This is a genomic window from Chryseobacterium cucumeris, from assembly GCF_016775705.1.
Classification (GTDB): Bacteria; Bacteroidota; Bacteroidia; order Flavobacteriales; family Weeksellaceae; genus Chryseobacterium; species Chryseobacterium cupriresistens.
Window position 1 is genome coordinate 4,170,024 of the sequence record NZ_CP068760.1, and the last position, 22,939, is coordinate 4,192,962.

Below are 22,939 nucleotides of genomic sequence, written 5' to 3' on the forward strand. Positions count from 1 at the left end.
ATATCGAAAAAACCACAACAATTCAAAGATTAAAAAAATCACATTACAAAACTTTTATGAACAACAATTTAATATCCCTTGAAGAGCACGCAAGTACAACTTCACCCCACATTTCGGGGAATTTTGGGAATATTTTTCATCCTGACAATTATGATCATTATCGTAATGCTGTCAACAGTACTTTGGACCTGGTTCAGGAATTTCTTCACAGAAACAACAAACCTTTCAGCGGTATAGAAGCCAGAACAATGAAAGGAATGGTACAACAGATTGATCTAAATCAAAAATTATCCAACTATAATGAGCTTCTGGCAGAAGTAGATGAAATCTATGTGAAACATGCCACCGCTTTTCACCTCCCACAATATGTAGCTCATCTTAACTGCCCGGTAGTAATCCCGGCATTGGCAGGAGAAATCCTTGTAAGTGCTATCAATTCTTCTCAGGATACTTATGATCAGAGCGCGGGAGGAACCTTTATGGAAAGAAAACTGATCGACTGGACTGCGGGTCAGATCGGATACAATACCAATGAAAGCGATGGCGTTTTCACCGCAGGAGGCTCACAGAGTAATCTGATGGGATTGGTCATGATGCGTGACTGCTTTTCTCAGAAAAGATACAATCACAATATTAAAATGGATGGTCTGCCAGCGGAGGCAAGCCGTTTCAGAATATTCGTTTCCGATAAATCTCACTTCAGCAATCTGAAAAATGCATCCATTATGGGATTGGGTGAGAAAAGTATTGTTAAAGTTCCGACCGATGAACGTTTCCGTATGGATATTTCTCTTTTAAAGAAATACATTAAGAGGGAAGAGCAATTAGGAAATATTCCTATCGGAATTGTAGCGACAGCCGGAACTACAGACTTTGGAAACATTGATCCACTGGATGATATTGCCAATATTGCAGAACACTATAACATCTGGATGCACGTAGATGCAGCATATGGATGTGCCTTACTATTAAGTGAGAAATACCGTGACCTGATTAATGGTATTGAAAGAGCCGACTCTGTAACGATTGATTACCACAAGTCATTCTTCCAGCCGATCAGCAGCAGTGCTTTTATTGTTAAAAACAAAAAAGAACTGTTGATTCTTAAGCACCACGCCGATTATCTGAATCCGAAAGAAATGGATGAAGAAGAAATTCCGGCACAGATCAATAAATCCATTACGCAAAGTACCAGAAGATTTGATGCGTTAAAACTTTGGTTTACCCTAAGAATGATGGGGAAAGAACAATTGGCAGAATATACAGATACCGTGATCGATCTTACCAAAGATGCTGCAGCGATGATCTCTGAAGATGCTGATTTTGAACTCCTTTCAGATTCCGACTTGAGTGTTCTTGTTTTCAGGTATGTAAATCCGGAAATCAGTGATCTGAATGCCTTGAATCAATACATCAAGATGAAATTGTTCTACAGCGGAGAAATCCTTGTAGCCAGTACAAAGGTTGACGGTAATTTCTATCTGAAATTCACGTTCCTGAACCCGATTACGACTACGGAAGACATTCATCAAATACTCACCACAATCAAAAAGCATGGGAAAGACTTTAATTCAGAAAAATAAAACGGGAGAAAAAGCCCGGGAAATTACTTTCAGAATTCTGTTGAACGGAATGCTGAGAGAACTGGGAAACGGAAAATTCTATCAGGGCGTTCCGAAATATGATCTTCTTACAGCAAAGGCTCTTCAGAACAGTGATTATTCATTGTTTATGAGATTTGAAATGAAAAAAAGCGGACTGTTTTTATTTGCTCCGGTTTCCTATCGTTCCGAAACTCTTTTTCATGAATACGGATCTGTTTTGTGGGCGGTAGATCATCAAAACCAGGAAGTTTTTGAAGTGAATGATCAAAAGCTTACTGAACTGGTTTACAAAGAACTTTCTGAAACTACAAATGAAACGGGTTTCAGAAACTTTGTGGAAAGAATTCAAAGCAGCTTAAGAAATCTGGAACTGACAACAGAAGCCTGTCTTCAGGATGATCAGCTTTTAACGTATTCTTTCCTTGAATCTGAGCAAATGCTTCCCGCAGGCCACAATCTGCATCCTTTCACCAAATCAAGAATGGGATTTTCTGAGGAAGAACAGTTGTTATACGGCCCTGAATTCGGAAAAGGATTCCAGCTGGACTATTTCCTGATTCATAAAGACTGCATCACGGAAAAGTCACTTCCAGGAATTTCTGCAAAAGAAATCTTTGAAAAATGGACTTCACTGCCAGAAAGCTACGATTTTGAAAACATCAATGATTTTTACATCGTTCCATGCCATCCATGGGAGGCACAATATCTTTTATCAACAGCAGAATACCCTGAAATGCTGGGTTCCGGTAAGATCATTCATATCGGACCACTAGGTGAGGATTTTTATGCAACATCCTCCATAAGAACGGTATACAATCCGGATTTCAGCTGGATGTTGAAATTCTCTCTGCATGTTTTAATGACAGGCTCCGTGAGAGCCAATAGTTTAAAAGATCTCAACAGAGGATATGCTTCCGCTATCTGGTGGCAGCAGGAAAAAGCCTCATTTGAAAATGACTTTCCGAATTTTAAACTATTGCTGGAGCCTTCCACATTAAGCGTTCATTATGAAGGGAAGAATATGGACAGTCTGAATATACTGCTCCGTGAAAATCCTTTTTCCAATGAAGATAAAGTGATTCTATTGGCAAGGCTTTGTCAGGATGAATCTACAGATGGATTCAATTTTACGGCGCATTTCTTTAAGAATGTTGCGAATCAATTGGGTGTAGATGCAGAAAAAGCAGCTATAATCTGGTTTGAAAAGTATGTAAATCTATTGCTTTCTCCTTTGAACAGATTGTACAATCAATTAGGCATGGCGCCGGAAGTTCATCAGCAGAATCTGCTTGTACAATTGGATAATCAATTGCTTCCTCAATCTATTTATGTGAGAGATGGACAAGGTTATTTAATCAAAGAAAGTTTCAAAGGACAATATGAATCTTTGATCAAAGATTATCCTGAAGTGGAAGACCTTTTCATCAGGGATGAGCGTCTTCTGGATATTATTTCTCACCATCTTCTGGTAAGTAACCTGAGCGCACTGATTGCTTCAATAGGTAAGACGGGATTGGTGAAAGAAAGAAGATTAATCCATATTCTGTACAGGGAATTTGAAAATCTTCATGACAGTGAACCTTCATCTTTAACGGATTATGCTTTGAATCAAAGATATTGGGCCGTAAAATCAAACCTTCAGTCGGCGGTTGCTGATGTAGACGGAGGCGTGAATGCTTCTTCAATTTCTTATGCTAAAGTTCCGAACCTTCTTCACAAACATTTCTTTTCGGATCAGTTAATCAATCCGCAGGGAACAGAGGTTTTCTTCAAAAGGTATTTCCAGAAAGAGGATGTTACTATGAGTATGCGTCCTATAGATCTTGAAAATGACCTTGAAATGCTTCATGAATGGTTCAACCGTGAACATGCCGTAAAAATCTGGCAGATGAACTGGCCTATTGATGAGCTGGAAACCTATTACAGACTGATGCTTCCAAGTGATGAAGCCCACAGTTACATCATCGCAGGAAACGATGAACCTTCATGCAATATCGAGGTGTATTGGGCTTGCAGAGATATCGTAGGCGATTATTATGAAGTATTGCCAACAGATTACGGAACGCACCAGTTTATTGCACCGACTGATCCAAAGAAAAAATTCGTTTCTCCATCCACACAATCTATGGTGGATTATGTTTTTGCACAGCCACAGGTAGGAAAAATGGTTGGCGAAGGATCTGTAGACTCTCTTGCTTCTATGATGAACAAGGCCCACGTAGGTTTCAAAGTAGAAAAAGTAATTGAAATGCCTCATAAAAAAGCCAATCTGAACTTCTGTTACAGAGAATGGTACTGGGAAAAATTCCCCCAGAATAAAGAGGTACAAATCACCACAAACATCACAAAAAATGACTAACGAAGCCGTATACAATGTAATAGGCATAGGGATTGGCCCTTTCAATCTGGGACTTGCCGCATTATCCAATCCGATTTCGGAACTGAAAACCCTTTTCCTGGACCAGAGAGATGGTTTCGACTGGCATCCGGGACTGATGATCGACCATGTAACCCTGCAGACTCCATTTTTATGCGACTGCGTATCCATGGCCGATCCAACAAATCCTTTAAGCCTTTTGAATTACCTGAAAGAAACCGGAAGACTGTATAAATTTTTTATCAGAGAAGACTTTTTCATTCCGAGGAAAGAATACAACCGTTATTGTCAATGGGTAATTGAACAGCTTCCACAATGCCGTTTCTCTACTCAGGTAGTGGATATTACTTATGAAGAAGGTTTATATCATGTAACGACTATTCACACCAAAACCAAAGAAACTACGGTTTTCAAAACAGAAAGACTGATTTTAGGAACAGGAACACAACCTCATATTCCTTCTTTCATTCCGAAGGATGATTCCCGTGTTATTCACACCAGTTCTTATCTGTACAGAAAAGAAGAGCTTTTGTCTCGTGGTAAAAAAATAGCAATTATCGGTTCTGGCCAGAGTTCTGCAGAAGTTTTTTATGACCTGCTTCAAAACAGGAACGAAGAAACACATTTGGGTTGGTATTCCCGTCCGGACAGATTTTTCCCTATGGAATATTCTAAACTGACACTGGAACTTACTTCACCTGACTACGTAGATTATTTCTACAACAGAAGTGAATCTGCAAGGAAAACTATTTTAAGCAAACAGCAGGCTCAGTTTAAAGGAATCAATTACGATCTGATCAATGATATCTACGATTTCATCTATGATCTGAATATCGATAATGCGGATCCTAATCTTACAATTATTCCTAACAGCCAGCTGAACAGAGTAGACAACAGCAATCCGGATTTTATCAATCTTGAGTTTACCCAACTGGAACAGGAAGTACCTTATGATCAGGAAGCAGATTATCTGATTCTGGGAACAGGATACTGTTATAACGAGCCTGCATTCATAAAGAATATTCAGGATAGAATTAAGAGAGATTCCAGTGGATTGTTTGATGTCAACAGGAATTATTCAATAGACCATAACGGGGGCGAAATTTATGTTCTTCATGCCGAAGTTCATACCCACAGCTATATTTCTACCGATCTGGGAATGGCTGCGTACCGTAATTCCTACATCATCAATGATATTCTGGGAAGAGAGCATTATAAAATTGAAAAGAAAATTGCTTTCCAGGATTTTGATGTCGAAAAATATGCTGACTTACCAACTGCCAAAATTTAATTAAAAATGAACACCAACTTAAAAAATACAATAAGCCAGGAAAACTGGAATCAGGCCAACAGAAACCTAATGGCCAAAACCATCTCAGAACTGATGCACGAAGAGCTTCTGAAACCTGTCGTGACCTTTGAAGATCAGGACGGATATACAGTTTTCAAGCTCGAAACAGGATTTGAAAATATTTCATACAGCTTCCGCGGACAAGAAAGAATGATGGATTACTGGCATATTGATAAAGACAGCATTACAAAAACAGAAAACGGGGAAGATTTGTCTTCTGTAGATGTAGCGGCTTTCTTCCTGGAAATGCAGTCTGTTTTTGACTTAGACCCTTATACCATTGCAAGATACACGGAAGAATTACTGCATACGCTGTATTGTGATGCTTTAATCTTATCAAGAGGAGTGATGTCTTCAAAAGATCTTGCAGATGCGGATTATCAGACGGTAGAGCATAATATGACCGGACATCCTTGGGTAATTGTGAACAAAAGCCGATTAGGTTTTTCTCCAAGAGATCTTAAAACATTTGCCCCTGAAGCCGATGAAAATTTAAAAGTAATCTGGCTGGCTTCTCATAAAAGCAGATCATCATTCCAGTCTTTGGAACATATTGACAGAGATGAGTTTTACCGTTCAGAAATAGGAGAGGATTTATACAATGATTTTCAGCAGCAGCTATTGAGCAAAAGAAAAGTTGTTGAAGATTATCACTTTATCCCTGTACATCCATGGCAGTGGGAGCATAAGCTTCAGATACATTTTGCGGGAGATATTGCTTCCGGACTTTTAATACAATTGGGTGAGGGTAGTGACACCTACAGTCCGCAGCAGAGTATCCGTACTTTATTCAATATAGATCATCCTAAAAAGAGATACCTTAAAACGGCGGTTTCTATTCTGAGCACAGGGAATATCAGAGGATTATCACCCAAGCAGATGAAAATTGCTCCTGCTATTACAGACTGGGTAAAAGGCTTGATTAAAGATGATGCTTATCTGGAGAATAAAGAAACTATTTTCTTAGGAGAAGAGGCAGCAATCACCTATCTGCATCCACAATATGGAGCTATTGCCAGCGTACCTTACCAATATAATGAATTCCTTGGCGCATTATGGAGAGAAAGTGCTGAAAATTATCTGAAAGAAGATGAGCAAATGGTAACCATGGCTTCTCTGCTTTATGTAGATGAAAATGGAGTTCCATTGGTTCAGGCCTTTGCAGAAAAAGCAGGTTTGAGCATTAAAGAATGGATTGAAAGCTATCTTGATGCTTATCTTACCCCATTATTACACATTTATTACACGCATTCATTATGTGTAACGCCTCATGGGGAAAATATTATGGTTGTTTTGAAAAATGGAGTTCCGAAGAGAATTGTCATCAAAGACTTTGTGGATGATATTGTACTTACTACAGAGGCCAGAGAAAAGCTTCCTGCACATCTTGCAGACGGTTTGATCCAGTCTTCCAATAAAGAAAATATCCCATTGTTTATTTTGCTTGGAGTTTTTGATGCCTTCTTCAGATACCTGTCGAATGCTTTACATACGTATTCCAACTTTAATGACGAGACGTTCTGGGAACTGGTTCACAACTGTGTAGAAAATTATAAAGCTGAGAATACCCACCTTCAGGAACGATACGAAAAGTATGACCTGTATGTTCCGGCATTCAAAAGATTCTATATCAACAGTCTGCGTCTGAAAAATAACGGTTACAGTGAAAACAAGGCATTTGCCATTCCGAGAAAAGACGGAGCATTGCCTAACCCGCTGTATCAGATTGCCAATAAAAACTCAGTAGCAGCAGTATGAGGAAATTCCTGCATATACTAAAAGAAGGAGCGGTTTTTACGTATGGAGCCATAGCCGGAAAGAAAGTTGAACTGACTTCCGGAAGTATCAACCGTTCCATCTTTAGCCTTGCCATTCCCATGGTGATGGAGCTTGTGATGGAGTCTGTCTTTGTGAGTGTCAATCTATTGATTATCGCAAAATTAGGCGACAAGGTCCTTGGGCTTGTGGGAATAACCGATAACTACATCAACTTTGCCTATGCCATAGCAGTAGGTTTGGGAATTGCAGCAGCAACCCTTACCGCCAGAAGAGCGGGCGAAAAAGATAAAGAAGGAATGGGAAGAACAGCCCAATACATCATCTTGCTGGCTCTGTTTTTTGCAGTGCTTATTGGTGGGGTTTCCTGCTTTTTTGCATCAGAAATTGTTGATTTTCTGGGAATCAATGCCAGTACGGTAACCGAAGGAGTTTCTTTCTCGAGACTGGTCTTCCTGAGTATCGGGCTTGTGATTCTCCGCTTGTCTGTGAATGGACTTTTCAGAGGGGCTGGTGATGCTGATATTGCCATGAAATCACTTTGGATCTGTCATATTTCGAATATCATTATTGCAGTGATCCTTGTTTTCGGATTAGGATTTATTCCTGCTTTCGGATTGATGGGATTGGCATATGCTACAGTTTTATCAAGGCTTTTAGGCGTTTTATACCAGGCTTTTGTATTTGCCACAGGAAAAACCAGCATCAGTATCAGAGTTCCTTTACAGCTTGATATTCCATTGCTGCAGAAGATTCTGAAACTCGCCTTTGGAGGATTGGTTCAGTATATCATCCCAACATCCAGCTGGCTGATTATGGTGAAGATCATCTCCACTTTCGGAACTACAGCCCTTGCAGGATATATTATTGCCCAGCGTATTGCTTCGGTAGCCACGATGCCTGCCTGGGGAATAGGAAATGCTGCCGGAGTGCTTACTGGTCAGAATCTGGGTGCCGGAGAGCCGGAACGTGCTGAAAAAACAGTTTGGAGAGCCGGAACGATCAACATGACGTATCTGGTGATCGTAGCTCTATTCTGGCAGATTGCAGCGGAATATGTGGTGAAATTTTTCACTACAGAACCTGAAGTTGCAGGATATGCGGTGCAGTACATCCACGTGGTATCAATGGCTTATCTGCTGTTAGGATTCACCATGGTAATCAGCCGTGCCTTGAATGCAGCCGGAAATATCATGCAGGTTACCCTGCTGTATATCGTCATGTTTTATGTGATACAGCTTCCTATGGCTTATCTCTTAGGGGTAAGACTTCATTGGGAACTGAGAGGAATATTTACCGCTATCGTTTCTTCGGAGATTGTTTTAGCTGTGCTATTCCTGATGATTTTTAAAAATGGAAAATGGAAAACTATAAAAATTTAAAATGAACACTACAGAAGAATTTTATGAAATTATCGCCTCTGCCATCGCTATAAAAAAAGAACTGGTAGATGAAAAACTTACGTATCAGGAAATCCCGGAATGGGATTCTATGTCTCATCTTCTGATCGTAGAAGCCCTTGAACAGTTTTATCAGATCAAATTTGATTTTAACGATATTCTGGAGATGGGAACCGTCGGAAAGATTCGTGAAAAAATGAAAAAATACGATGTATTCGTAGAAAACTAAGCCTATGAAAATTTTAGAAAATGTAATTGCCAATAAGAACCTGGCGTTTACAGATGCTTCCACCGGTACAACAATACCGGTGGGAACACTGTACCGGTCTTTAGGCTTAAACCCCGTAGAAAAAGGGCTGCTCTTTTTATACAATGACAATCAGCTGCCAAGCATTGAGGTGCTTTTCAATTTTTACGGAACAGCGCACACGATTGCGGTACTGGGACAGAAACTGCATGAAGAATTCAAAGAACGTATTGAGGCAGAATACCGTCCGAAATACATCTTTGACCCACAAAGAGAAGCTATTGAAGGATATACTCTGAAAGCATTCTCAGACAACATCAGCATCTTCGCAAAGGATGATTATAAAGCTGAGATTATCATTCACCCTGACATCAAAATCCTATTGAGTACTTCAGGAACTACAGGTGTACCGAAGCTGGTTAAATTATCTGATGAAAGTCTTTATCAGAACGCATTGAGCATCCTTCAGTACATGCCGATTCAGGGAACTGATGTAGTTCCTTTAAACGTACCGATCAACTTTGTATACGGATTCTCTATTTTCACGACCAACTGTATGCGTGCCGGAAGAATTGTCTGTACGGATAAAGACATTATGCAGAAAGCATTCTGGGACGAAATGGAGAAGTACGGCTACAGTACTTTAGGCGGAGTTCCCTTTCTTTATGAAAACCTGAACAGAATAGGATTTTTCAGAAAAGATTCTCCAAGTCTCAGATATTTTACCCACACCGGAGGTGTGATTAACGCGGAATTGAGAAAAACTATTTTCTCTTATTGTCATGAATTTAAAAAAGAATTCTTTGCACAATACGGACAGACAGAAGCAGGCGGAAGAATGGCTTACCTTACCACAGAAGGATTGCTGGAAGAAGAAACATCAATCGGAAATGTGGTGGAAAGAGGAAGCTTCAAAATTGATCCTGAAACGGATGAATTGCTGTTTTCTCATGTCAGTATTTTCGGAGGCTACGCCAATAAGCTGGACGATTTGACAACGTACGAGCAGCCTTCTGTACTGCATACCGGAGATACCGCCAGAAAAGGTGAAAACGGGATGTATTATATCACAGGAAGAATAAAACGTATCATGAAGCTTTTCGGAATACGTCTTAATCTGGATGAGGTAGAATTTATCCTTAAAAATGAAATGCAGGGCAATACTTTCGTATGTCTGAATGCCAATGATAAAAAAATTGTGGTATTGTATGACAATCCGGAAATAGATCCTCAGATCATCACCGAAACCATTAAAAATAAACTGCGTATTAATCCACAATATGTACGCACAGAACGTATAGAATCATTCCCTTTATCACAAAACGGTAAAATAAACTATCCCCTGTTACAAAAATTACAGCATGAAAACATCTAAAACCCTTATATTACTTCTTGGTCTTGCTTTATCTTCCAATTCGCTTTCTGCACAGCAGGGCGACAGAGTTCATGGCAAAATCATGCTGTCTGAAAAAGCACCGGTAAAAAATGCTGTTTTAAGACTTGTCAACACATCTTATCAGGCAAAAACCAATAATTTAGGAGAATATTACTTTGAAAATGTGCCACCTGGAGAATATACCCTTCAGGTGGTTTTAAATGACATTGAACTGATGAGGGAATCCATCCACATCCAGAAAGATGTCTATGAAATCCCTGCAATCTATGCCCCGTTAAACAATAATGTAATTGAGGGAATTACCGTATATGCAGTAAGCAGAAATAAATTTCTGGATAAAGACAGTACTTCAGTGGCCAAAATGCCTTTGAAAGTTCTTGAAAATCCACAGGCTTATACAAGCATCAACCAGCAGATCATGAAAGAACAGCTTACTTACGATATTTCGGAAGTATTGAAAAATGTTCCGGGTATGGTAAAAATGCAGGGAAGCCCGGGAAGAGGTTCCGGAGACGGAAGTTTTTACTACAGCCTCAGAGGTTTTCCTACCAAAGTATCGATGGTAGATGGTGTACCAGCCAATACCAATGGTGAGATTGATCCTTCCGATATTGAACGTCTTGAAGTCATCAAAGGACCTTCAGGAACGTTGTATGGAGGTTCTGTAACTTCCTTTGGAGGTTTGATTAACGCAGTAACCAAAAAACCGAAAGATTATTTCGGAGGAGAAGCTTCTTATCTGATGGGAAGCTACAATCTGAACCGTGTTACCGCTGATGTTTACGGCCCGATTACAGAATCCAGAAATATGTTATTTCGTTTGAATGCAGCCTATCAGTATCAGAATGGTTTCAGAGATTCCGAATTCAGAAAATCATTCTTTGTAGCCCCAACTGTAAGCTACCAGGTTAATGAAAGATTGAAATTTAACCTGGGAGCTCAGATTTACAATTATGAAGGAACAAATACTCCGATTATTTTCCTTCCGAGAACAAGGCAATATTTTGCCCATAATCCTGATGAACTAGGCTTTGACTGGAAAAGATCATATTCCAACAATGATATGACCTTAAAAGCGCCATCTATTAACGTAAAAGCAGAGGCTAATTACAAAATTTCAGATCAATGGACTTCGCAAACCTTACTTTCAAGAAACTTCAGAAAAACGGAAGGATTATATCAATACCAGTTTATCAGAGGGACAACCAGTGATGCCCTGCTGGAACGTAATGTACAGTGGCAGAACTCTGAAGCTTCTTCTACAAGTGTTCAGCAGAATTTCAATGGACAATTTAATATCGGGAAAATTAAAAATAAAGTATTGATCGGATTGGATTATCTGAATCAGACAATCAATAATAACCATTCTCCAATTGTAGTCTTTGATAATGTCAACGGACAAAACTTAGAGGGATACCCGAATATTTCTAAAGATCTTGCCCTTCAAAAAATCCAGGCATTTACACAGGCAGCCATTCAGGCAGGCAAAACACCTTTAGTGAGAAATAATTCCGCATCAAACCTTTATGGAGCCTATATTTCAAACGTCACTTATATTACGGACCGTTTGATTACGCTTTTAAGCTTGCGTATGGATCATTACGAAAGTAAAGGACAGCTTAATCTGAATGATAACAAACGTACCGGTGATTTCAGTCAGACTGCATGGTCTCCAAAAGTAGGAATTGTATATCAGATCGTTAAAGACCAGTTATCTGCCTATGGTAACTATATGAATGGTTTCAGCTATACAGCCCCTGTTGCCCAGCAGCTTCCGGAAATTAGCGGTGAGATGAAACCTCAGATGGCGAATCAGTGGGAAGTAGGAATCAAGGGAAATCTTTGGAGGAATAAAGTGAATTTCACGGTTGGATACTATGATATCCTTGTTGATAATATCCAGAGAGGAACCGGAGTGATCCGTGACGGAAAAGAATACAATATTGTTGTTCAGGATGGAAAGCAAAGAAGCAAAGGGATTGAAATCGAAACCATCATGAACCCTGTTCAGGGATTAAATATCATGGCCGGATATAGCTACAATCACAGCAGATATGAAAAGGCTGATCCCGCTGTAGATGGGCGCCGTCCGGAATCTGCAGGTCCTGCCAATGTATTCAATTCATGGATCAGTTATATTCTTCCGATCAAAGGACTTCAGGGACTAGGAATTGGTTTCGGGGTAAATCGTGTTGGAAAACAGATTACCGGAAATAAAGTGGTTACCAGACAATTTGTATTTCCTGCCTATACTTTAGTGAATGCTTCCATTTCTCTTGAAAAAGAAAGATACAGATTAGGGTTTAAAATGAACAACCTGGGGAATGCACAATATTTTGCAGGGCAGGGAGTGGTAGTCGCTCAGATGCCTCGTAATTTTGTTGCTGAGGTAAGCTTTAAATTTTAAGAATGAAGCTGAAATTCAGAAAAATTGCCTATCAGTTACATCTATGGCTCGGACTAACGTCCGGGCTTATAGTTGTTATCATGGCCGCTACAGGATGTATCCTGGCTTTTGAAGAAGAATTAAAACATATTGTTCACCCCAACAGATATTACGTTGAAAATATCGGAAGAAAAAAACTTTCACTGTCTGAACTTACGGAAAAAGCAGAAAAAGCACTTCCCGAAGGTTTAAAGGTCAAAAGAGTTGTTATGCCTTCTGATCCCTTACGAACGTATGTATTCCGTACCTTAAAAATGGATGACGAAGCATGGACGTATTGGGGAACTTATCTTTATTATTACCGGATCTATGTAGATCCTTATACCGGAAAAATACAGGAAGTGGAAGACGCCAAAAAGGATTTCTTTGAAATTGTACTGGATCTTCACCGAAGACTTCTATTGGGTGAGAAAATTGGGAAAACGATTACCGGTTATTCCACATTGATATTTGCTGTCATTCTTTTATCGGGGCTTGTGATATGGTATCCCCGAAAAATGAGTAAAGCCATGCTGAAAGGAATGTTTTTCATTAAAATATCGGCCAATTGGAAAAGGATTAATTATGACGCTCATAATGTTTTGGGATTCTATGCCATTATTCCTTTACTTTTAATCTCTTATTCTGCATTGATATGGAGCTTTGAAGATGTAGATAAATGTGTAAAGAACACATTGAACAGAAATACGCCCACAGAAAAGAAAGCTAAGAGTACAATTCCTTCCGAAGAATTTTCAAACCGGGAAAATATTCTCAATCTGATTGGAAATACTATGGAAAAAGGATTGAAAGACAAAAAATCTGTACTTGTCAACTTTCCAAGATCGGAAGAAGGAACCTACTATGCTGAGCTGACGTATGACGGAAGACAATACAGAAATGAACATTTTAATTTTGATCAATATTCAGGAGAAGTTTTAAAATCTCAATCGTATAAAAACAAAAATATAGGATATGGAACCGCATTAAGAGAAAGAAATTATGATCTTCACACCGGAAGTATCCTGGGACTGACCACCAGAATTATCTATTTTCTGGCAGCAATTATCTCACTATCACTCCCGATTACCGGTTTTATTATCTATTTGAATAAGAAAAAGAAGAAACCAAAACATAAGAAGAACAAAGTAGTTTTTCCTACTCATCATTAATAAAGAGAAGAGGTTATCTCAAAAGTCAAATGACGTGGTTTTTGTGGCTTTGTCATTCTGACGAAGGAAGAATCTCATTATAATTTAACTAAGAGATTCTTCACTACATTTCATTTCGTTCAGAATGACACTTTACGTAGCCTCTTCACTTTTACTATTCAAAGCAAGAATATCCAGTATCAATTTTATCGCAGATAAAATCCTCGCGCCTTAAAACACATTGTTTTGGTCATTATTTGCGCCTTCGCGTTCAAAAATAAAATAATCTTTTTTTTGGAAAGTCGCAAAGGCGCAAGTTTTTTAATATTAATACATTTTTAAGACGCAAGAATATTTCGACTTCGCTCAATATTAGATTTTCAGCAGGAAATATGATGTATTTTTTCACAAACTTTATTGGTATCTATGAAAAATCTGCAAAATCTCCTAAATCTGCGAGAGATTTAATCACCCAATCAATCCCTTCACATTTTTTGAAAACACCTCAATCCCTTTATTCATCTCTTCAAAATTAAGATCTCCAAATCCCAGACGCATTGCTGTAAGAACTTTATTCTGATACAACAGTGTTTTAGGAATAAAAAGATTATCCCTTGCACAATTCCGGCTCAGCTGCATCAGATTCAATGGGATATTCCATTCCAGCCATATGGCCAGCCCTCCGGAAGGTTTTTGAAAAGAGATAAAATCACCCAAATTCTCTTCTAACAACAAAGAAAAATAATCGCGTCTTTCCTGATATACCTTTAAAGATTTTTTCAGATAACGGTTGATTTCTCCCTCTGCAATCATTTCTCCTAATGCCCTTTCCATCAGAATATCTCCCTGACGGTCGATGATCCCCAGATATTTACGCATCTCTGTCATCAGATTCTCTGGAGCAACAATAAATCCTGTCCTGAATCCCGGAGCCAAAGACTTTCCAAAAGAGCCGATATAGATCACCATTCCGTTCGTATCCGCACTGGCTAAAGGAAGAATGGGGCTTTTATCATAATGAAATTCATAATCATAGTCGTCTTCCAGGATAATAAATCCGTATTCATTCGCTAATTCCAATAATTCAAATCTTCTCTGTGCACTCAAAGCAACGGTAGTAGGATAGTGGTGGTGCGGTGTCAGATAAAGCATCCGGATTTTCTGCTTTTTACAAGCTTCGCGAACGCTTTCTACGATAATTCCTTCTTGATCAATCGGAATTGAAACAATATCAACCCCAGCTTTCATAAAGATCATATTAACGGAAAAATAGCTTAAAGCTCCTACTAATACGGTATCACCTTTGGAAAGAAGAATCTCGGAAACAATATAAATACTCATTTCCGTGCTTCTGGTAATAAGGAGATTATTCTTAGAAATAGGAAGTCCGCGGGAAAGATTAAGGTATTGGGATAAATGTTCTTTAAAAAATTCACTTCCGTCATGATTATAATGTCCAAAAGCTTTCTGGCTGGATTTGCGTTTCAGGATAGAACTGTAAAACCGTGAATGCTGTCCGATTTGCGTTAAGCGGATATCCGGTACCCCGTCATTAAAGACATATTCACAATTGGAATGCTCAAAAGGATTATCTAAAATATTGGATGTTTTGAATGAAAAACCAGTCGAAACAGGGTAGTTCTGAAGGTTATTTTGCTTAAAATCATTCAACTTAACAGGTTTTTCCTGATCTTTTCCAATCACAAAAGTTCCTTTGTTGGGAAAACTCTCCGTCCAGCCCTGCGCAGAAAGTTCATCATACACTGCAACCGCTGTATTTCTATGGATTTCCAGCATTTCACTGAAAGTTCTTGTCCCCGGAAGCTTGGTTCCGAAAGGCAAAAATCCCCGCTGAATCGCATTGATCAGCTGATTAGCGACCTGCAGATAAATAGATGTTTCTGATTTTCTATCAATTTTTATAAAACTTTCGTAAGGAATTTTAACCGGACTATCCATAATATCAAAACTGGCACCATACAACCATCCGGCAATATACTACTTTTGACATCAAAATAAAAATCTATGGAATTTCATCATCTGTTAAAAAAAATTGTACAGGAAGGAAGTACCCACGCCAAATGGCTGAACACGCTTTCATTTATGGAAAATGCCGGTGCAAGAAAAATATCAAAATGTGAACATCCAACATTAGTTTCTCAAATCCAGCTGAAACACGCTGCTGAAGAACACCGCCACGCTTATTATTTAAAAAAGCAGATTGGGAAAATAAACCCTGAACTCTGCAAAACGTACGAAAGCAAAGAACTTCTGGCTCCTATCGCAACAAGCCAATATCTTCACTCATTGGATATTAAAGCCTGCCGTTATCTTCAGGAAGCTTTCCAACTTAATAAAACAGATATTAAATATGCTGCCTATCTTTTCGTAACCTATGCTATTGAAGTCCGTGCAGATGAACTTTACCCTGTTTATCAACAGGCACTTACCGAAGCTTCTTCTAAAATTATGGTAAAATCTATTATCCTTGAAGAAGAAGGACATCTGGAAGAAATGATTCATCAGCTCAATGAGTTTTCACCAGACTGGAAACACCATGCAGATCATATTCTGGACATAGAAAAAGAACTGCATAAAGAGTGGATTAATGCGATTACAGAAGAAGTAGCTCAATTAAATTATGCTTAGCAATACTTCCCGTTTTCAGGAATATCTTGATAAACGAAAAGAGAAGGGAACCTTAAGAAGTTTAAGGCTTCAATCCGATGGAATTGATTTTTATTCCAATGATTATCTGGGGTTTGCAAAAAGTAAGGAACTTCAAAGTTTACTACTGCAAAAGATTATGGATAATCCTCAACTGCTTTCGGGAAGCACAGGTTCAAGGTTAATTAGCGGAAACAGTGATATTGCAGTTTCCGTGGAAAATGAGATTGCGCAGAAACATCATTTTGAATCGGCATTGCTCTTCCCATCCGGATATAATGCCAACCTTGCTTTGTTTTCAACGCTTCCCAGCCGTCATGATGCCATTATTGTGGACGAACAAATTCATCGGTCAGTACATGATGGTTGCAAACTATCCAATGCTAAAAAACTGAAATTCAAACACAATGATATCGAAGATCTTGAAAATATTTTAAAAAGACAGAAAGGACATTGTTATATCGCGATAGAAAGTCTTTATTCGATGGAAGGAGATTTTGCTCCTGTTCAGGAAATCGCTGCCCTTGCCAGCAAATATAAATCTTCTTTGATTGTTGATGAAGCCCACGCCTTCGGCGTTTTTGGATATGGATTGATTGAAAAATTACAGTTACAGAACCATGTTTCAGCAGCTGTGGTGACCTATGGAAAAGCTCTCGGGGCTCATGGAGCAGCTATTCTCTGTAATGAAACAGTGAAATCTTACCTGATCAATTTTGCAAGTCCTTTCATTTATACCACATCAGCACAGGATTTCCAATGGATGAGCATCAAAACAGGATATGAATTTTTAGATCAAAATCATGAACTGGCTGAAAAACTTCAGAATAACATCAAAGTTTTCCGAAGCAGTAAATTACAGTCTCCATCGGCAGAAACAAGTCCAGTGCAGGCTATACTCATTCCTGATAACCAAACACTTAAAGCAGCGCAGAATACTTTATCAGAGAAAGGCTTTTTAACTTATGCGATATACAGCCCAACGGTAAAAGAAGGAAGCGAACGCTTGAGGATATGCCTTCACAGCTTCAATTCAGAAGAGGAAATTATAAAACTGACAGGAATTATTAAAGAATTTATTTAAAACTTTCAACAGCCGAATCACGAATCCCGAACCCCGCATCACGAAAGATATGAAACTATTTATAACAGGAATAGGAACCGAAATAGGAAAAACAGTTTGCTCAGCCGTTTTGGTTCAGCATTTTAAAACAGAATACTGGAAACCCATACAATCTGGTGATCTTCATTATACAGACAGTCATAAAATTGAAGACTGGACAGACACCAACTTTTGCCATCCGGAAACTTACCGTTTAAAGCTGGCAGCTTCACCACATCAGTCTGCAAGAGAAGAAAATACCACTATCAATCTGAATGATTTTCAACTCCCCAAAACAGCAAATCCACTCATTGTAGAAGGAGCCGGGGGTCTTATGGTGCCCATTTCAGACACTACATTTATGATTGATCTGATTGAGGAATTAAACATTCCTGCAGCGCTGGTTGTAAGAAACTACCTGGGCTGTATCAACCATAGCCTGCTTTCAATCTTAGCCTTACAACAGAGAGAAATTCAGCTGGAATATTTAATTCTTAACGGAGATTTTCCGGAAGATACAGAAAGAGTAATCTGCAGTTTTATCGAAAAAGAAACAAAAGTTATAAAGATCCCGGAAATCAGAAATACGGATAAGGAATCTGTACAACATGCTGCAAAGCAATTAGTAATAACAAAATTATGATAATGGATACAAAAACAACATTGAGAAACGACTGGACTAAAGAAGAAATCGAAGAGATTTACCACCTTCCTCTGATGGAACTGATTTATAAAGCAGCCACCATACACCGCGAATGGCATGATCCTTCCGAAGTGCAGATATCTACTTTATTATCCATCAAAACAGGTGGATGTCCTGAAGACTGCTCTTATTGTGGACAGGCAGCCCGTTATCACACGGATATTAAAGTACAGGCTTTATTACCTACAGAAACTGTAATTGCTCACGCTCAAAAAGCGAAAGACTCGGGATCTTCAAGATTCTGTATGGCAGCAGCATGGCGTGAAGTTCGTAATAACCGTGATTTTGACCGGGTGATTGATATGGTAAAAGGAGTAAACGAACTTGGCCTTGAAGTTTGCTGTACATTGGGTATGCTTACCGAAGAACAGGCCATCAGACTTCAGGAAGCCGGATTATATGCTTATAATCATAACCTTGATACTTCAGAACAGTATTATGAAGAAATCATATCTACCAGAACTTTTGACAACAGAATCAATACGATCAATAATGTAAGAAAGGCAGGAATCACAGTATGTTCCGGAGGAATCATCGGACTAGGCGAAACTCACAGAGACAGAATTTCAATGCTTTTAACGTTGGCAACAATGCCTAAACACCCGGAATCCGTTCCCATCAATGCATTAGCGAGGGTAGCGGGAACACCATTAGCCGATAATGAAAAAGTAGATACCTGGGAAATGGTAAGAATGATTGCCACAGCAAGAATCGTAATGCCATCTTCCATGGTGAGATTAAGCGCAGGACGTATAGAAATGACTGAAACAGAACAGGCATGGTGCTTTATGGCAGGAGCCAATTCCATTTTCACGGGAGAAAGAGAAACCTTATTGGTAACGCCTAATCCAGGAGTTTCTGAAGACATGCAGATGCTGCAGACCTTAGGATTGAGACCTATGATGAAAAAAGAAACATGCTGCTAGATAATTATGAATTATAAATGATAAATTATGAGTGATGAGTTGGATTATTTTTATTATAGCGCTTATTATAAAATTGGTTTTTGAATTTTTATAAACTGCTCTACAAGTTGGAAAACGCAAAGGCGCAAAAGCTTTTGTAGTAAGTAATACTTTAAGACGCAAGGATTTTATCTACGATAAAATTTAACATTGCAAATTTTTATTCTATTGCAGATTGTGTAAATTAAACAGATGATATAAAAAATCCACGGGAAAATTATAACACATTCCTTGCTGAAAATCTTTGATTTTCTTGCGCCTTAAAATATTCGCAATCTATGACAAAACTTTGCGCCTTTGCGATCAATCCAACATTTCAATATATTCAACTAAATTATTGTTAAATCCATCTCCATCACTCATTTCTATTTTTTACATCAAAATATGAATACAATAACAAAAGAAATCAGCCTTCAAAAAAGAGACAAAACGGTCAACTGGCATCCGTACACCCAGATGAAAACAGCTGATGATGCCATTCCTATTGTAAAAGGAAAAGGAATTTATCTTTATGATACCGAAGGAAAAAAATATCTGGATGTCGTTTCTTCATGGTGGGTAACTCTACATGGACATTCTCATCCTTATATTGCTCAACGTGTTTTTGAACAGTTGAATACACTGGAACAGGTGATTTTCGCCGGATTTACCCATGAACCTGCTGTACAGCTTTCAGAAAATTTACTGAAACTTCTTCCGGCTGGTCAGGAAAAGGTCTTTTATTCGGATAATGGCTCTACCGCAGTAGAAGTTGCTTTGAAAATGTGTATTCAATATGCATACAATAAAGAGAAAAAGAAGACAAAGATTTTAGCTTTTAAAAATGCCTATCACGGAGATACTTTCGGGGCTATGTCTGTAAGTGGAAAAAGCTTCTGGACAAGACCTTTTGAAAGTATGTTGTTTGAAGTTGTTTTTATAGATACACCCAATGCAGAAAACCTGGAAAGTCTGCAGAAACAGATTAAAGAATTAGCTGATGAAGTCGCTTGTTTTATCTATGAACCATTAGTTCAGGGTGCTGCCGGAATGCTGATGTATAAAGCTGAAGACCTAAGCCAGCTAATGAAATTCTGTAGAGAAGAAGGCGTTCTCATGATCCAGGATGAAGTTTTTACAGGGTTTGGAAGAACAGGTAAACTTTTCGCAGCAGATTATCTTACGGAAAAGCCGGATATCATGTGTTTTTCAAAAGGATTGACAGGAGGAACCATGCCCATGGGAATCACTACCTGTTCCAATGACATCTATGATGCTTTCCTTTCTGAAGACCGTTATAAAACCTTATTTCACGGGCATTCGTTTACAGCGAATCCTTTAGCCTGTACCGCGGCTCTTGCCAGTATGGAATTACTATTGACAAATGAAACTCAAATGAATATCAACCGCATCACTCATCAACATTCAGAGTTTGTGAAAGCACTTGCTTTACATCCTCGTGTAGAAAAGGTTCGTCAGATCGGAACTATTTTAGCGTTCGATTTCAAAACCGGGAATGATACTTCTTATTTCAATGAAATAGGGAAGAAGCTTTACAATGAATTCTTACAGAGAGGGATTATCATGAGGTCGTTGGGAAATGTAATATATCTGGTTCCGCCATATTGTATTACTTCCGAAGAATTGGATTTTGTCTATCAGAATATTACGGACGTACTGGATCAGTTTACACAATAAGCGATCCCTTCCGTTAATAATTATTTTTAATTTTTTTAATGTACCTTATAGGTTTTCACAACCTATAAGGTTTTTATGTTGAATGTAAGCACCTGTATTTTTAAATTTCCTGTTCTGATTTCTTCAAAATAGTTATCAATTCTTTTAATTCATCCTTATTGAATTCCAGTAAGTTATGATTAAAATGATTGGATGGAATTTTTATATAATTCACCCACGAAGAAAGTTTTTCACGGTAAACACTTCCGAATTCAATATTACTCATCGTTACAAACTTATATCTGGTTTCCTGGCCAGCTTTTTCACTTTCTTTCTGTTCCATAGTCTGAAGAGCCCGGATCAGTTTTCCCAATTCATTTTTATCAATGGTAAGGGTCTTTTTGGAGATTTCATCAAAAGTTTCATATTCATACATGATTCCCAGAAGAGTATCCGAAGAATTTTCGGAAATATCTTTCGTTACAATTTTTTGAATATTCAGGTTTTTAAACTTACCTAAATTGATGATTTTCTTTTCAATTAATGTTCCTTTTCTTGAATTGACAGTTAGGCCGCGGGGTGTTGTGTTGGATCTTTGAATCGTTGGTGGTGGCGCTATCTGCGCAGTTACCCATGTGCCTATTGTGCAGGAGATCAAAATAATGATTCTTTTCATTTGTAAAAATTGTTATTAGTTTTTAAATTATAAATCTACTACTTCTTAATAAGTTTTTTTGTGAAAATTTTCCCGTTTTTAAAAAATGTTTTTGCAAAATACACTCCTTTAGGCAGTTCAGAAATATCGGAATTATTTTCTTTTATAGTTTTCAGTAATTTTCCATCAAAAGAATAGATTTCTATTTTATTAATTTTTTCTTTTGACTGATAAACTATATCTTTTTTCACGGGGTTTTCAAAAGTGATGTCAGTATTGTTTTTTAGAGTTTCTGCTGTTGATAATACAGCTGTACTGGTTAAAAGATATTTAACGATCTCTGTTGTTGGCCCATCTCCATAAACAATTATATTATTATCAAAAACTTTGATTGCGTGAATCATGTGATAGAGTAAGCTGGAATCATTTTCTATATATTCTCCAAATACCGTATCAATAGTTCCATTTTGATTAAGTTTAGCGATATAATAAGCAGGTGCATTGTTTAAATCAGCATAACCTGCAATATAATAAGAATTATTTTTTTCATAGATATCCCAAAATTCAAGACCCAGAGCACCATTATAGTTGAATGTGGTATCTGGCGTTCCATCTGCATTCAGCCTTCCTATGGTCGCAGGGCTTGTTGATGCAAGTTGTGCATATATAATTCTATTCCCCGAATCTACCTTTATAACATTCACATTCACTCCATTAAATATGGCCACTCCATTGTTTCCAAAACCTGTCATAAGCTGTCCATCAGAAGTATACTTTTTTATAGTATTATGTTCTAAAAAAATAATATTAGATTGATTATCTAAAATAATGCGGGGAATTCCATTTGTTAACAGCTCTCCATTATTAAAGCTGTTATCTGATGTACCATCAGAATTTAATCTAAATGTATGGGTGTACCCGTCAAAAAATCCATTGGTATCCACACCGGTTCCTGAAACAATAATTTTGCTTCCTTGTTCTATGAGGTTGTTTTTTATATTGAAATTGTCCTGATAGAAATTGGCTAATGCTTTTACTCCTCCATTTGAAAACGAAGAATCTAATTGTCCATTGGAAAGTAATCGAACAACATCTAAATAATTAATACTATTTACAGAATCATATCGCCTTAACAGTAAGGTTAATTTATCATTATTATGCCTTATAAATCCAACCAGAGCGTCTGAGGTATAATTCAATGCAACTTTACCATTAGTTCCAAAAGCCACATCCAAAGAGCCATTGTAACTTGTCGCTTTAGAGATAATTAATTGATTCGTATTGGAGTCAAAGGATTGATAAAATACGGCATTGGTTGTTTCTGTCAGCTCTCCCAGATAAGAGCTTCCTGTCGGAAGATTATAAATTCCGTTCGTAGCAAACGAGGGATCTTTAGAAATAATTTGAGCAAAAAAAGTTTGTGCTACGAAAGTAAGCACAAATAATAATTTTTTTTTCATTGGT

At 38.1% G+C, this 22,939-nt stretch carries 17 protein-coding genes; 14 read left to right on the top strand and 3 right to left on the bottom strand.

Features of this window, described 5'->3' with window-relative positions:
* The first annotated feature begins 56 nt into the window (after positions 1 to 56).
* The 9 genes from JNG87_RS18640 to JNG87_RS18680 are packed head-to-tail and all read left to right on the top strand — an operon-like array spanning position 57 to position 13,748.
* A complete protein-coding gene (locus JNG87_RS18640; RefSeq protein ID WP_202840290.1) occupies positions 57 to 1,583 on the top strand; it encodes a pyridoxal phosphate-dependent decarboxylase family protein in 1,527 nt (508 codons plus the stop codon).
* Positions 1,555 to 3,963 (top strand): GNAT family N-acetyltransferase, encoded by a 2,409-nt coding sequence (locus tag JNG87_RS18645; RefSeq protein ID WP_202840291.1) that lies wholly within the window; start codon positions 1,555 to 1,557, stop codon positions 3,961 to 3,963. The genes JNG87_RS18640 and JNG87_RS18645 overlap by 29 nt, the downstream gene beginning before the upstream one ends.
* Positions 3,956 to 5,272 carry a lysine N(6)-hydroxylase/L-ornithine N(5)-oxygenase family protein gene (locus JNG87_RS18650; protein ID WP_202840293.1) on the top strand — a complete coding sequence of 439 codons (1,317 nt, stop codon included), beginning with the start codon at positions 3,956 to 3,958 and terminating at the stop codon, positions 5,270 to 5,272. Before JNG87_RS18645 ends, JNG87_RS18650 begins: the two co-directional genes overlap by 8 nt.
* Positions 5,273 to 5,278: 6 nt before the next feature.
* Positions 5,279 to 7,090 (top strand): IucA/IucC family protein, encoded by a 1,812-nt coding sequence (locus JNG87_RS18655; protein ID WP_202840295.1) that lies wholly within the window; start codon positions 5,279 to 5,281, stop codon positions 7,088 to 7,090.
* A complete protein-coding gene (locus JNG87_RS18660) occupies positions 7,087 to 8,490 on the top strand; it encodes an MATE family efflux transporter (RefSeq protein ID WP_120231123.1) in 1,404 nt (467 codons plus the stop codon). Before JNG87_RS18655 ends, JNG87_RS18660 begins: the two co-directional genes overlap by 4 nt.
* A gap of 1 nt (position 8,491) precedes the next feature.
* Positions 8,492 to 8,737 (top strand): acyl carrier protein, encoded by a 246-nt coding sequence (locus JNG87_RS18665; protein ID WP_002979498.1) that lies wholly within the window; start codon positions 8,492 to 8,494, stop codon positions 8,735 to 8,737.
* Positions 8,738 to 8,741: 4 nt separating this feature from the next.
* A complete protein-coding gene (locus JNG87_RS18670) occupies positions 8,742 to 10,130 on the top strand; it encodes an AMP-binding protein (RefSeq protein WP_202840297.1) in 1,389 nt (462 codons plus the stop codon).
* Positions 10,117 to 12,558 (top strand): TonB-dependent receptor, encoded by a 2,442-nt coding sequence (locus tag JNG87_RS18675; RefSeq protein WP_202840299.1) that lies wholly within the window; start codon positions 10,117 to 10,119, stop codon positions 12,556 to 12,558. The genes JNG87_RS18670 and JNG87_RS18675 overlap by 14 nt, the downstream gene beginning before the upstream one ends.
* A 2-nt stretch (positions 12,559 to 12,560) precedes the next feature.
* Positions 12,561 to 13,748 (top strand): PepSY-associated TM helix domain-containing protein, encoded by a 1,188-nt coding sequence (locus JNG87_RS18680; protein ID WP_202840301.1) that lies wholly within the window; start codon positions 12,561 to 12,563, stop codon positions 13,746 to 13,748.
* Positions 13,749 to 14,195: 447 nt separating this feature from the next.
* Here JNG87_RS18680 and JNG87_RS18685 read toward each other — a convergent pair whose 3' ends face one another.
* Positions 14,196 to 15,686 carry a PLP-dependent aminotransferase family protein gene (locus JNG87_RS18685; protein WP_202840303.1) on the bottom strand — a complete coding sequence of 497 codons (1,491 nt, stop codon included), beginning with the start codon at positions 15,684 to 15,686 and terminating at the stop codon, positions 14,196 to 14,198.
* Between the two features lie 66 nt (positions 15,687 to 15,752).
* Here JNG87_RS18685 and JNG87_RS18690 point away from each other — a divergent pair, with 66 nt between their 5' ends.
* The 5 genes from JNG87_RS18690 to bioA all read left to right on the top strand — a co-directional run bounded on the left by JNG87_RS18690 (position 15,753) and on the right by bioA (position 20,841).
* Positions 15,753 to 16,376: a hypothetical protein gene (locus tag JNG87_RS18690; protein WP_202840305.1), complete on the top strand. Its 624-nt coding sequence runs from the start codon at positions 15,753 to 15,755 to the stop codon at positions 16,374 to 16,376.
* On the top strand, positions 16,369 to 17,478 hold the full coding sequence (locus JNG87_RS18695) for an aminotransferase class I/II-fold pyridoxal phosphate-dependent enzyme (RefSeq protein WP_202840307.1): 1,110 nt from the start codon (positions 16,369 to 16,371) through the stop codon (positions 17,476 to 17,478). The genes JNG87_RS18690 and JNG87_RS18695 overlap by 8 nt, the downstream gene beginning before the upstream one ends.
* Positions 17,479 to 17,527: 49 nt before the next feature.
* Positions 17,528 to 18,139 carry a dethiobiotin synthase gene (bioD, locus tag JNG87_RS18700; protein ID WP_202840308.1) on the top strand — a complete coding sequence of 204 codons (612 nt, stop codon included), beginning with the start codon at positions 17,528 to 17,530 and terminating at the stop codon, positions 18,137 to 18,139.
* A gap of 2 nt (positions 18,140 to 18,141) precedes the next feature.
* Positions 18,142 to 19,125: a biotin synthase BioB gene (bioB, locus tag JNG87_RS18705; RefSeq protein ID WP_202840309.1), complete on the top strand. Its 984-nt coding sequence runs from the start codon at positions 18,142 to 18,144 to the stop codon at positions 19,123 to 19,125.
* Between the two features lie 423 nt (positions 19,126 to 19,548).
* On the top strand, positions 19,549 to 20,841 hold the full coding sequence (gene bioA / locus JNG87_RS18710) for an adenosylmethionine--8-amino-7-oxononanoate transaminase (RefSeq protein ID WP_202840310.1): 1,293 nt from the start codon (positions 19,549 to 19,551) through the stop codon (positions 20,839 to 20,841).
* Between the two features lie 100 nt (positions 20,842 to 20,941).
* Here bioA and JNG87_RS18715 read toward each other — a convergent pair whose 3' ends face one another.
* Positions 20,942 to 21,496, bottom strand: a complete 555-nt coding sequence (locus tag JNG87_RS18715) for a hypothetical protein (protein WP_202840311.1) — start codon at positions 21,494 to 21,496, stop codon at positions 20,942 to 20,944.
* Positions 21,497 to 21,534: 38 nt separating this feature from the next.
* The gene (locus JNG87_RS18720) at positions 21,535 to 22,935 is read right to left on the bottom strand and encodes a T9SS type A sorting domain-containing protein (protein WP_202840312.1); all 1,401 of its coding nucleotides are present in this window, start codon (positions 22,933 to 22,935) and stop codon (positions 21,535 to 21,537) included.
* Positions 22,936 to 22,939 lie beyond the last annotated feature (4 nt).